This is a genomic window from Massilia sp. 9096, assembly GCF_000745265.1.
Classification (GTDB): Bacteria; Pseudomonadota; Gammaproteobacteria; order Burkholderiales; family Burkholderiaceae_D; genus Telluria.
On the sequence record NZ_JQNN01000001.1, the window covers coordinates 5,521,442 to 5,534,879 of the forward strand.

Here is a 13,438-nt window from a genome sequence, read left to right on the forward strand (position 1 = left end):
GAGAGAGAAACTTTGAACAAGCGATTAGTGCTGAAACCCAGCGTGCTCGCAGTCGCGCTTGCGATTGGAACCACCCAATTCGCTGTCGCCCAGGACAGTGCGACGACGGCTACGGCCGCAACTGCAACGCCGACGCCCGCCACCCAGACGGTCTACATCACCGGCTCGAACCTGCGCCGTTCCGACACCGAAGGCACTTCGCCGATCAGTGTGCTGAACGCCCAGGACATCAAGAACACCGGCGCCACCACGGTCTCCGAACTGATGCGCTTCGTGCCGTCGATGGGTACGGACAGCAACCACGACAACGGCAGCGGCTCCGGCTTCGCCAAGGGCGTCGCCACGGCCTCGCTGCGCGGCCTGGGTTCGTCCTCCACCCTGGTCCTGTTGAACGGCCGCCGCATCACGCCGGCGCCGTATGCCGATCCGAACGAGGGCAACTCGGTCCTGTACGACCTGAACTCGATCCCGATCTCGGCCATCGAACGCGTCGAAGTCCTGCAGGACGGCGCGTCGGCCGTGTACGGTTCGGATGCGATCGCCGGCGTCATCAACTTCATCCTGAAGAAGAACTACGAAGGGACCGAGGTCGCGGCGCGCTACAGCGCGAACGACAACAACCAGTTCCGCAACAAGGGTTTCAACGCCATCTTCGGCAAGGGTAACCTGGACACCGACGGCTACAACTTCATGGTGACCGCCGACGTGACCCAGCGCGATCCGACCCTGCGTATCGATGCCAAGGATGTCGAGTTCTCCCAGCTGCAACTGCTCAATGGACGCTACCTGTCGCCGTACGGCAGCTCGGTGTCGCAGTACCCGACTTACTACAAGGAAACCCGATCGGGCAGCAAGAACTTCGGCGTGACCCAGGCCACTGCGCCGGCCAACATGCTGTTCAATACGAGCTGCCCGACCAACCAGCAGATCACCGGCAGCGTGGCCGGCAACGGCTTCCTGCCGACCAATACCTTGGTGGGCCGTACCTTCTGTAACTTCGACGTCACGCCTTTCCAGGAAGCTCAGGGCTATGGCCGCGACGCGAACCTCATCAGCCACGGCGAAATCAAGCTTGGCGAGAGCGGCGTGGTCGCTTTTGCCGACGCCGCCTACTCGCGCACCCGCCGCGACTACAAGGACGTACCGATCTCGATCGGCACCGGCGTCACGACCAACTGGACCGCGACCGGCCCGGGCGCGTCGTACCAGACGATCCTGCCGATCGGCCACCCGGACAACCCGTTCCCGAATGCGCGCGCCTCGCTGGCCTACCGCTTCACCAACCTGCGCGGCGGCTCGTCCACCATCAACGAGGGCAAGCGTGCACTGGCTGGCCTGCAGGGCAGCCACTTCGGCTGGAACTGGGAATCCGCGCTGCTTTGGAACCGCGCCGAGAACGAAAGCACCACCTATGGCCGCCTGTTCCTGCCGACCCTGAACAAGCTGATGACGCAGAACCTGCCAATCGCGCAGGTCGCGGCCGACCCGACCATCGGGCATGACGTCCTCACCCAGAATACCTCGCAGATCACCCAGTGGGATGCCAAGGCAAACACCGAGTTCGGTCACTTGCCGGGCGGTACGATCGGTTTTGCCGCCGGCGTCGAACTGCGCCGCGAAAAGGTCGACCTGGCGCCGGACCCGCTGGTGGCGACGGGCCAGATCTTCGGCCTGGCCAACACCATCCTGAGCAGCTCGCGCGACGTCAAGTCGGCCTTCGTCGAGCTCGGCGCCCCGGTCCTGAAGAACCTCTCGTTCGACTTCGCCGGCCGCGTCGACAAGTATCCGAACCTGAAATCCAACTTCGTGCCGAAGGTCGGCGGCAAGTGGACCGTGACCGATACCTTCGCCGTCCGCGGCACCTATGCCGAAGGTTTCCGCGCGCCGTCGCTGAGCCAGATCGTGCCGGGCGGCGCCCAGTTCTTCCTGAACAATACCTGGGACCCGAAGCGCTGCGAAGAGGACGAGATCACGCCGAAGCCGAATGGCACCACCGCCGACTGCGCCAAGAGCGTGGGCGGTACCGGCGGCTTCAACCCGAACCTGAAGCCGGAAACCTCGAAGAGCTACAACCTGGGCTTCATCTGGTCGCCGAGCAGCAAGTTCGACGTCACGATGGACTTCTGGAAGATCAAGCGCGAGAACGAGATCGTGCTGGGCAGCGCTGCCGACGCCCTGAGGAACGAAGACCTGATGCCGGCCAACGTCGTGCGTGACCCGAACCCGGTCAACTTCATCACCGACGCCAGCGGCAAGCCGATCTCGGGCACGGGCCCGCTGGTCATGATCTACACCCCGTGGATGAACCAGGGCATGACCGAACTGCGCGGCGTCGACATCGAAGGCCACCTGCGCAACAACTTCGGCGAGTGGGGTTCGCTGTCGACCACGCTGCGTTCGACCTACACCAGCAAGTACTATATCCAGACCCATCCTGGCGATCCGATCCACAACGTGGTCGGCACGATCCAGAACATCTACGACTGGTCGCTCAACTCCGGCACGCCGATCCCGCGCTGGAAGAGCAGTGTGTCGAGCACCTGGAAGCTGGCGGACCACGCGGTCAACCTGTCGCTCAACTACGTGGGTCCGATCTCGTACCTGCGCGTGTACGATGGCGCGACCACCTACCCGCAGCCGTTCTGCCAGTACAGCCCGAAGGGCAGCAACACGATCCCGCTGTACACCACCTTCTATCCGGATTGCTCGATCAAGGAGTGGGTGACGGTCGGACTGGGTTACACCTATACCGGCTTCAAGCACTGGACGCTGAACGCGAACATCCAGAACCTGAACGACGAAAAGGCGCCTTACGATCCGGGCAATACCGCCGTCGGCTACAACGAAAGCCTGCACAACCCGTATGGCCGTTACTACAGCCTGAGCGCACGCTACACGTTCTGATAAACGGAGAACAAAAAACCCGCTGGTTCACGCCAGCGGGTTTTTTTTCGTCGATCGTGTGCGACGCGCCGGGTCAGCGCATCACTTCTTCGGCCAGGGCGTCAGGATCTCGAACCCGTCGTGGGTGACGGCGATCATGTGTTCCCACTGCGCCGACAGCGAACGGTCGCGCGTGACCACGGTCCAGCCGTCGTCGAGCTGCTCGACGTCGGCTTCGCCCAGGTTGATCATCGGCTCGACCGTGAAGGTCATGCCTTCCTTGATCAGCATGCCGGTGTTCGGGCGGCCGTAGTGCAGCACCTGCGGGTCTTCGTGGTAGACCCGGCCGATGCCGTGGCCGCAGTACTCGCGCACCACCGAATAGCCCTTGGCTTCGGCCAGCTTCTGGATCGCATGGCCGACGTCGCCCAGGCGCGCGCCCGGGCGCACCGCGCGGATGCCGGCCATCATCGCGTCATAGGTGGTGTCGACCAGCTGCCTGGCCTCGGGGGAGGGCGTGCCGGCGAAGTACATGCGGCTGGTGTCGCCGTGCCAGCCGTCCTTGATCACGGTGACGTCGATGTTGATGATGTCGCCGTCCTGCAGCACGTCCTTCTCGCTCGGGATGCCGTGGCAGACCACGCCGTTGATCGAGGTGCACAGCGTCTTGGGGAAACCGTGGTAGCCGACGTTGGCTGGCGTGGCCTTCTGCACCTTGCGGATGTATTCGTTGCAGCGGCGGTCCAGCTCTTCGGTGGAGACGCCGGGCACCACGTGTTCGGAGATCATCTCCAGCACTTCGGCGGCCATGCGGCCGGCCACGCGCATCTTGGCGATGTCCTTGTCGTTCTTGAGTTTGATTACCATGGTTCGATGTTGTTGGTCCGACCGCCCATCATACCCGCTCGCATGAAAAAATGCCCGCCAGGCGAACCTGGCGGGCATCGGTCAAACCGTTACGTTCGGATTAGAACGACTGGTTGTAGCGGACGTAGAAGAAGCGGTCCAGCGGCATGTTCGGGTCCACCGACGACGACGACGCCGTGCCCGAGGTATAGGCGGTGTAGGCGATGCGCGGCTTCTTGTCGAACAGGTTGTTGATACCGAACTGGATCTGGCCCTTCCACGAGGTCTTGTAGCCCACGTTCAGGTCGTGATACACCTCGGCGCCCAGCTTGTTGTAGCCGGTGCCGAAGCTTTCGGTGTAGCCGGTCGGGTTCGTGCACTCGATCGCGGCTTCGGTATCCCAGCACTGGTCGCGCACGGCGCTGTAGATACGGGCGGTCCAGGTGGCGCTCCAGTTGCCCATGCTCCAGTCCACGGCGGTGGTCGACTTCCACTTGTTGTAGAAGTAGTCGCCGGCGTAATCCTGCCACTCGGCGTCCGAGGTCGACTTCTGCTTGAACGAGTGGACGTACGAGGTGTCCGAACGCAGCGCGAAGCGGCCGTACTGGGTCATCGGGAAGCGATAGCCGAACGAGATGTCCGCGCCGTCGGTCTGCATTTCGCCCAGGTTCAGGTTGCCGCGCGACAGGTTCGCGATCTCGCCTGCTGCGTTACGCCCGATGGCGCCGCAGAAGGTCGGGTTGTTCTCGATGTAGCACTGGTTCGCCACCCAGGTCGCGCCGACCGGGCTGATCATGTTGCTCACCTTGATGCGGTACCAGTCGACCGACGCCGAGAAGCCCGGCAGGTACGACGGGCTGTACACGAAGCCCAGGGTGTCGGTGATCGCGCGTTCCGGGGTCAGCGTCGTATTGCCGGCGCCCGAGTAGAACGGGTAGGCGCCTTGGCCGCCGGTGCCGCCGACCGGTACGCCGGCCGAATTCAGCTGGCGGAAGCCGGCCGGTACGCCGGCAGCGGCGCAACGTGCGGCCACGGCCGGGTTGGAGGCGGCTTCGCCGTAACGGCTGTCGCACGGATCCAGGTAGTTGTCGTAGGTCTGCTGGCCGCCGCCGAAGGTATCACCCACGGTCGGGGCGCGGAAGCCCTGTGCCCAGGTGCCGCGTACCAGCAGGTCGCCCATCGGCTTCCACATGAAGCTGACCTTGCTGTTGTTGGCGACGCCGAAGTTGCTGTAGTCCGAGTGGCGGGTGGCGACGTCGAACGACAGCAGTTTCGCGAACGGCTGGTCCTTCAGGACCGGAATCGCTACCTCGAGGTACTCTTCCTTGACGTTGTAGTGGCCGACAGTGGTGTTGGCGCCCAGGTCGGTCGAGTAGCCGGCCTGCTCCATCTGGCCCGGGAAGTCGTAGCCGCGCAGGCTGCGGTTCTCGATGCCGGCTGCGAAGCCGAGTGCACCGGCCGGCAGGTCGTACAGGTCGCCGCTGATGTTGGCGGTGGCGCTGTTGACGGTCGAGCCGTAGGTGGCCTGGCCGGTTTCGTTGACGTAGGCCAGGGCAGCGGCGTTCGATGCCGACGGGCCGCCCAGGATGTTGAACGGCACGCACAGGTTCGGCGCGATCGGGTTGGCCGCGGTGCCGCACTGGACCTGCTGGGTGGCCGGGTTGTAGAACGACGGACCCAAAGCCTTCTTCAGGTTGATCAGGTTCAGGTTGCCGTTCGACAGGGTCGAGCCGGACACGTCGCTGTGGTTGTAGCCGATGTCCCAGTTGAAGCTACGGCCGTAGGCCTTGAATTCGCCGGCCAGGGTCGCATCGATGTGCAGGGTGCGGTTCTGATTCTCGGTGGTGCGCGGCAGCTCGATGGTGCGGCGGTAGAAGAACAGGTCCTGGCCCGGAGTCGGGTTGTAGTAGCTGTTCTTGTCGATGTAGACCGGGTAGGTCGGCTGGCTCAGCGAGTTCATCGGGTAACCGGCGGCGGTGGCGCTCGAGTCACGCTGGGCGAACATCGCGGTGCTGGTGAAGTGCATGCCGTACGGCAGTTCCAGCGAGCCTTTGGTGAAGATGCTGTCCAGCTTGGTCGGCATCTGGAACATCATCTGCGAGGGCGTGTTGAACAGGTCTGCGTCCGCGCCGGCGTAGGTGTGGTAGTTGCCGATGACGTTCGACGCCTGGCCCACGCCGCTGCCGTCGTAGCTGCCGGTGTGGTTCAGGATCTGGTTGATGCCGGTCGGGCCACCCGTGCCGCTCACCTGGCGGATACGGCCCCACGGGCTGACGCCCAGGCCGTCGGAGATGTGGTTCGGACCGTAGGAGTAGGCGGTGATGTCGCGGTCGCGCGCCCAGACCGTGCCCTGCTCGGTGTGGCTCAGGCCGAACACCAGCGAGCCGGTGTCGCTGTTGGCGCCGTAGGTCAGCGAGAAGTCCTTCGACTTGCCGTCGCCGCCGTGCTGGTTGGCGCCTTCGTAAACGCTCAGCTGGCCGCCTTCCATCGACTTCTTCAGGATGATGTTGACCACGCCGGCGATCGCGTCCGAACCATAGATCGACGAGGCGCCGTCCTTCAGGACTTCGATGCGCTCGATCAGGGCCGACGGGATGGTCGACAGGTCGGTGTAGCCGTTGATCGACTGCGACCAGCGCTTGCCGTCGACCAGCACCAGCAGGCGGTTCGCGCCCAGGTTGCGCAGGCTGACGTACTGGCCGCCGTTCTCGCGGTTCGATGTCAGCGAGCCGCCCTTGCTGAAGTCGGGCGTACCGGCCGACGACAGGTTGTTGAGGATGTCGCCCACGGTGACCAGGCCAGTTTTCTGGATCTGTTCCTGGGTCATCACCTGGACCGGCTGTGCGGTCTCCAGGTCGACCTGGCGGATACGCGAACCGGTCACTTCGACCTTCTGAATCGGCGCGGTGCCTTGCGTATCTTGCGCGTAAGCGGCGTGCATCCCGAATGCGACACCGCCCAGGCACATCAGGCGGATCGAACGGGACAATGCTTTTTCCATCATGGTAGTTTCAACTCCTAGGGGTAAGGGCACGGCGAATTGTGAAATCTGGCCGTGTTGGTCCGTCGCTTATGGCGACTGTTTGAAAGAAATGCGAACGAACATTTTTTCCAAGGGGGCAATGGAATCATTACAAAAGGTGCTGTGTCAATGCGTTCTGGAGCATATTTGCAATTGTTGCTGAGATGCGTAATTACACAAATTCTCACGAAAGTTGTTCTTGCCGTCATCAAGGCCCTCCAGGAAAGTCACATTGTTTTTAATAGGCAATTTGAGTGGGTTAAGAGATGCCCGTTTCGCAAGCTCGGCCGATCGGTATGCATAGCGGATGAAGTGCGCCAGAACGGCTCAGATAGGATAGATTTGGTGAAAATTCACATTGGTCCGCAGTTTCCGGAAGTCACTCGACCAGATTGCGGAATGTAAAAGAAAATGCCCGCCGGGCGCGGGCCGGGCGGGCATCGGAGGCGGCGGGACGGACGAGCCGTCCTGCCGGTCTGTCGTGATTAGAACGACTGGGTGTAACGCACGTAGACGAAGCGGTCGAGTGGCTTGTCAGGATCGACCGACGACGACGACGAGGTGCCGCCGTAAGTGCTGTTGGCGTCGTACGTGATGATCGGCTTGCGGTTGAACACATTGTTGGCGCCGACCATCACACGGCCTTTCCAAGGCAGCGCGTAGCCGACCGACAGGTCGCTGTAGACCATGTTGCCCTGGCGGTTGTAGCCTGTGCCCCAGCTGGTGGTGTCGTTCGGATTGCTGCAAGGCTCGCCGGCGAACGCGCAGTGGGTCTTGATGTGGCTGTAGAAACGCGAGGTCAGGGTGGCGTTCCAATTGCCCAGGCTCCAATCCAGGCCCAGCGTCGACTTCACGCGGTTGTAGCCGAACTCGCCGGCGTAGCTGACCCAGTTGGAGGTCGCCGTGCTCTTGATGCGGTAGGAGTCGACATAGGTCGAGTCCGAACGCACCATGAACTGTCCGTAGGGCGTGCGCGGCAGGCGGTAGTTGAAGCTGAAGTCGATGCCTTTGGTAGCCAGTTCGCCCAGGTTGGCATTGCCGCGCGTCAGGTTCGTGATCTGGCCGCTGGCGTCACGCGTGACCTTGTTGCAGAAATCCTGCACGCCATTGATATAGCACTGGTTCAGTTCGTAAGCGACGCTCAAGCCGGTGATGCGGTTCTTGACGGCGATGTCGAAGTAATCCAGCGACATCGAGAAGCCGTTGATGAACGCCGGGCTGTACACGAAGCCGATGGTCTTGGTCGTCGCGGTCTCCGGTTGCAGATCGCGGTTGCCCAGGCCGGTCGTGAACGGGTACGGGGTCTGTGCGCCGGTCGACGGGACCGGGGTGCCGGCCTGGTTGACCTGGCGGAAGCTGGTCGGGACGCCGGCTGCGGCGCAGCGGGCCGTGACGCCCGCGGTCTTGCGCTGGCCGTACAGGCTGTCGCAAGGGTCGATGTAGGAGTCGAACGACTGGCCGCCGCCGCCGAAGGTGTCGGCCAGCGCCGGGGCGCGGAAGCCCTGGGCCCAGGTGCCGCGGGTCAGCAGGTCCTTGACCGGCTTCCACATGAAGCTGGCCTTGCTGTTGTGCGTGCTGCCGAAGTTGCTGTAGTCCGAGTAGCGTGACGCCAGGTCGAAGCTCAGCAGTTCAGCGAAGGGCATGCTCTTGAGCACCGGGATGTTGGTTTCCAGGTAAGCTTCGCGCACGTTGTACTTGCCGGTGGTGGTGAACGCCGCCAGGTCGGTCGAGTAGCCCGACTGCTCGAACTGGCCCGGACGGTCGAAGCCGGTGACGCTCCGGTGCTCGAGGCCGGCCGCCACGCCGACCGCGCCGGCCGGCAGGTTGAACAGTTCGCCCGTGATGTCGGCGGTGGCGCTGTTGACGGTCGAGCCGTAGGTGCCCTGGCCGTTCGACATGATGTAGTTCAGCGCTTCCGGGGTCGACGCCGACGGGCCGCCCAGCACGTTGAACGGTACGCACTGGCTCATCGGGATCGGCGCAGCGGCGGTACCGCATTGCACGGCGCCGGACGCGTTCACGAACGACGGACCGAGCGCTTTCTTCAGGTTCAGCAGGTTGATGTTGCCGGTCGAGGTCGTGTTGCCGTCACTGGCGCTGTGGTTATAGCCCACGCTCCAGTTCCAGGTCCTGCCCAGCGCCATGAAGTCGCCTTCGAGCGAGGCGTCGATGTGGGTGGTGCGGTTCTCGTTGTCGGTCACGCGCGGCACTTCGATGGTGCGGCGGTAGAAGAACAGGTCCTGGCCGGCGCCGGCGGCGACGCCGGGCGCGCCATTGCCGTACGGGTTGTAATAGCTGTTCTTGTCGATGTAGACCGGGAAATTGGGCTGCGACGTCGAGCTCAGCGGATAGCCGGCGACCTGGCGCGGCGAGTCGCGGTCGGCGTACATCGCGGTGGTGGTGAAGCGCATGCCGTACGGCAGTTCGATCGAGCCCTTGGTGAAGATCGACGTCAGGCGCGTCGGCTCCGTGTAGTTCATCTGGCTGGTCGAGTTGAAGGTGTCCGCGTCCGCACTGGCATAGGTGTGGTAATTGGCCTGGTTGCGGGCATCCGAGCTGGTGCCGTCGCCCAGCGGACCGCCGGTGTGGTTCACGACCTTGTTGAAGCCGCTCGCGGCGCCGCCGGCGCCGACCTGGCGGATGCGGCCCCACGGGCCGGTGCCGTAGTTGGCGTTCTGGTGGTTCGGGCCGAAGCTGTAGGCGGTGATGTCGCGGTCGCGCGCCCACACCACGCCTTGCGAGGTGTGGGTCAGGCCGAACAGCATGCCGGCCTTGTCGTCGCCGGCGCCGTAGGTCGCCGAGAAATCCTTGCTCTTGCCGTCGCCGCCATGCTGGTTGGCGCCTTCGTACAGGCTGACCTGGCCGCCCTGCATGGTCTTCTTCAGGATGAAGTTGACCACGCCGGCGATCGCGTCCGAACCGTAGATCGACGATGCGCCATCCTTCAGGATCTCGACGCGCTCGATCAGCGCCGACGGGATGGTCGAGACGTCGGTGTAGCCGGCCGTGGTCTGGGTCCAGCGCTTGCCGTTGACCAGCACCAGCAGGCGGTTCGAACCCAGGTTGCGCATGTCGATGTACTGGCCGCCCTGTTCGCGGTTCGAAGTCAGCGCCGAACCTTTCGAGAACGCCGGGGTGCCGGAGGACGACAGGTTGTTGATGATGTCGCCGACGGTGACCAGACCGGTCTTCTGGATCTGTTCCTGGGTCATCACCTGGACCGGCTGGGCGGTCTCCAGGTCGACCTGGCGGATACGCGAGCCGGTCACTTCGACGCGCTGCGTCTGGGACGCCTGCTCCTGGGCATGGCCGGTCATCGCCTGGACGGCGATCGCAACGGCGAGGGCAATTTTGCTACGTTGTTGCATGCAATTCTCCAATCTTGGGGACGGCAACTTGGCGGTTCATGGCCACCAGGTCTTGTTCAGTTCACGCGCACTTCATCGTCACGCAGCAAATGCCGACTGACATACTTGTGACAATGCGTGAGTCAGGTCAGTGCTTGTATTGATAAGATCATTTCGTATTGACCGTTGTCAATACGAAAAAATTCTTACGTGAAATGGTGGAGAAAAAACAACGTGACCGCTTGCGGCATGCACTGCGATGGGGTGGATATGCACGGCACACGTGCGCCCGCGCGCAGGCGCGGTGCATGCGCCCAAATGCAAACCGAAGGGAAAAAAGGGAAGCGGCGCCGATCAGGCGTTAAAGCAGCGATGCCAAAGCTGCGCGACCGTTGTCGCATGCTGTGCGACCAGTTCCGGGGCGACACGCGCGTTTTCCTGGCCCTGCAGGCGTACCTGGTGCTGCAGTTTGCGCATCGCGCGGTAGGCATCGGCGGCGCCGGCGGCCAGGCCGGGGTCGACCAGGCCGAGTTCGCCGCACAGGCGCAACAAGGCGATGTTGCCGGCATTCGCGGTCAAGCGGGGATAGTCCGCGGCGTGCAGCAGCACCAGGTACTGGACGATGAATTCGATATCGATCATGCCGCCGGCGTCCTGCTTGAGATCGAATGAATCACTGCGTTGCGGATGCGCCTCATGCATGCGCTGGCGCATTTTCACGACTTCATCACGCAGCGTGTCGGGATTGCGCCGCTGGCGTAATACTTGTTCGCGGATCGCTTCGAAGCGCGTGCCAATGTCCGCGTCGCCGGCGCAAAAGCGCGCGCGCGTGAGCGCCTGGTGCTCCCAGATCCAGGCCGAGGCCCGCTGGTAGCGCTCGAACGCATTGATCGACGACACCAGCATGCCCGAGGCGCCGTCGGGGCGCAGCGCGGTGTCGATGTCGAACAGGATGCCGGCCGGCGTGTGGGTCGTCATCCAGGTGATGAAGCGCTGGGCCAGCTTGGCGTAGTTCGATGGCGCCATGTCGTCGTCGTCGTCGAACAGGAAGATGACGTCGAGGTCGGAAACGTAGCCGAGTTCCTTGCCGCCCAGCTTGCCGTACGCGATCACGGCGAAGCGCGGCGTGTCGCGGTGGCGCGTGGCGATCGTGCGCCAGGCGCGCTGCACGGTCTCGGCCACGATCAGGTCGGCCAGCGCCGATAGGTGGTCGGCCAGGCGCTCGACCGACAGTTCGCCGGCCAGGTCCAGCGCCAGCAGCCGGAACAGCTGGGCGTGGTGGGCTTCGCGCAGGATGTCGAGCTGGCGCTCGGTGTCGCCCTCGGCCGCGTCGAGCTGGCGCGCCAGGCTGGCGGCGAACGCGGGCAGGTCGTCCGACCAGCTGGCGGCGGCGTTGCCGCGATCGTCGAGCAATTCGTCGAGCAGGATCGGGTGCTGGGTAAGGAAGGTCGCAGCCCAGCCGCTGGCGTTGATCATGCGGATCACGCGCTCGAGCGTGTGCGGGTATTCGGTCAGCAGCGACAGATAAGCCGAGCGGCGCGCGATCGCCTCGAAAAAGTCGAGCAGGCGCCCGAGCGTGGCGGTGTGGCTGCCCAGCCTGGCCTCTGCCACCGCCGCGGCGATTTGGGGCAGGGCGGCGTTGACCAGCGCCACCAGCCGGTTGCGGCTGGCTTCGGGCAGGGTCTGCAGGCGCGGCGCCTGCCAGGTCGCGATCAGGCGGTCGGCGCTCGGGCCCGGGGCGTCGAAGCCGAGGCTGGCCAGGCGGTCGGCGATGGCGTCGCGGTTGTCCGGGTCGGTGAGCGAGGCGCCCGGGTCGACCGCGTTGCTGGCGCCAGCGCCCGCGCTCTTGTCGGCGAAGATCGCGTCGAACTGCTGGGCGACGAACACGCGCCGCGCGTCCAGCTCGGCCAGCAGCGCCGCCTCATCCGGCAAACCCATCATGTGCGCGACGGTGGCGCGGTCTTGCGGCGCGGCCGGCAGCGTGTGGGTCTGGGCGTCGTCCAGGTATTGCAGGCGGTGCTCGAGGTTGCGCAGGAAGGTATAGGCCTCGAGCAGCTGGTCGACCACCTCGCTGGAGAGCAGTTCGCGTTCGGCCAGCAGGCGCAGCGTCGCGCGCGTCGAGCGCGTGCGCAAGGCCGGATCGCGGCCGCCGCGTATCAATTGGAATACTTGCGCCAGGAACTCGATCTCGCGGATGCCGCCGCGTCCCAGCTTGACGTTGTGGCTGCGCTCGGGATGCAGGCGTTCCTGGCGGTTGACCTCGGCGCGGATCTGGGCGTGCATGGTGCGGATCGCGTCGATCACGCCGAAGTCCAGGTAGCGCCGGTACACGAACGGCCGCACGATCGCGTCGAGCGCGGCGATGTCGACGGGATCGCCGGTGACCGCGCGCGCTTTGACCCAGGCATAACGCTCCCACTCGCGGCCTTGTACGATCAGGTAGTCCTCGACCATGTTCAGGCTCGCCACCAGCGGACCCGACTTGCCGTTTGGACGCAGCGCCATGTCGACGCGGAACGTGAAGCCATCCTCGGTCACCTCGGACAGGGCGGCGATCAGCTTGCGTCCCAGGCGCACGAAAAATTCGTGGTTGGACAGCGAACGCTGGCCGGACGCGTCGATACGGGTATCGCCGTCTTCCGGGTAGACGAAGATGAGGTCGATGTCGGACGACACGTTGAGCTCGCCGCCGCCGTGCTTGCCCATCGCCAGCACCATCATCTGCTGGGGTCGGCCCGATTCGGCCCCGATCGGCATGCCGTGGATGGCGGTCAATTCGTCCATCAGCGCGGCCAGGTGGGTCTGGACGGCGAAGTCGGCGAAGCGGCTCATCGCGCTGACGACCTCGTCCAGGTCGGCGCGGCCGGACAGGTCGCGCTCGATGATGGCGCAGATGAGCAGGTTGCGCAGGCGCCGCATGCGGCGGTTCAGAGGCAGATCCGGCTCGGCGTCCAGCGCTGCGCCGACATCGAGCCGGGCCAGCGATAATCGGCTCAGGGCTTCGAGCTGCACGGCGCGTGCCGGATCGGCGGCGAGCCAGCGTTGCTGGAAGCGTGAAACGGGGTCGGGAACGATCGGGGCGGGCGAGGTGTGGGTCATGGCGGATGTCTCGAGTCGCGCTGTGGCGCAGTATCGGGCAGCAGTATGGCAGATGCGTGGCGCGGCATGCGTGCTTGTCTGGACATGTCGGCGCGTTGCAGCGGCGGATGAGCGCAAATTAGCAGCGCGATTGCCTGCGAATCGCGTGGTATAGGGTGGTTTAGCGGCACGTTTGTGCGTTCCGGGCGACCTGCTATGCGGTAAAATTGCCTGCTGTACTCTTCCGGGGCGGTAACGAGGG

The 13,438-nt window shown here is 64.3% G+C and carries 5 protein-coding genes; 1 reads left to right on the plus strand and 4 read right to left on the minus strand.

Going from position 1 to position 13,438, the window contains the following annotated elements:
• Positions 1 to 12 precede the first annotated feature (12 nt).
• Positions 13 to 2,904 (plus strand): TonB-dependent receptor domain-containing protein, encoded by a 2,892-nt coding sequence (locus FA90_RS24090; RefSeq protein ID WP_239700948.1) that lies wholly within the window; start codon positions 13 to 15, stop codon positions 2,902 to 2,904.
• 81 nt (positions 2,905 to 2,985) lie between these two features.
• On the opposite strand, the gene map is transcribed toward FA90_RS24090, so the two are convergent.
• The 4 genes from map to glnE all read right to left on the minus strand — a co-directional run bounded on the left by map (position 2,986) and on the right by glnE (position 13,197).
• On the minus strand, positions 2,986 to 3,750 hold the full coding sequence (gene map / locus FA90_RS24095; protein WP_036173397.1) for a type I methionyl aminopeptidase: 765 nt from the start codon (positions 3,748 to 3,750) through the stop codon (positions 2,986 to 2,988).
• A gap of 100 nt (positions 3,751 to 3,850) precedes the next feature.
• Positions 3,851 to 6,718 (minus strand): TonB-dependent receptor domain-containing protein, encoded by a 2,868-nt coding sequence (locus FA90_RS24100; RefSeq protein ID WP_239700951.1) that lies wholly within the window; start codon positions 6,716 to 6,718, stop codon positions 3,851 to 3,853.
• A gap of 518 nt (positions 6,719 to 7,236) precedes the next feature.
• A complete protein-coding gene (locus tag FA90_RS24105) occupies positions 7,237 to 10,119 on the minus strand; it encodes a TonB-dependent siderophore receptor (protein WP_036173399.1) in 2,883 nt (960 codons plus the stop codon).
• Positions 10,120 to 10,452: 333 nt separating this feature from the next.
• A complete protein-coding gene (gene glnE, locus FA90_RS24110; RefSeq protein ID WP_036173401.1) occupies positions 10,453 to 13,197 on the minus strand; it encodes a bifunctional [glutamate--ammonia ligase]-adenylyl-L-tyrosine phosphorylase/[glutamate--ammonia-ligase] adenylyltransferase in 2,745 nt (914 codons plus the stop codon).
• Positions 13,198 to 13,438: the final 241 nt, after the last annotated feature.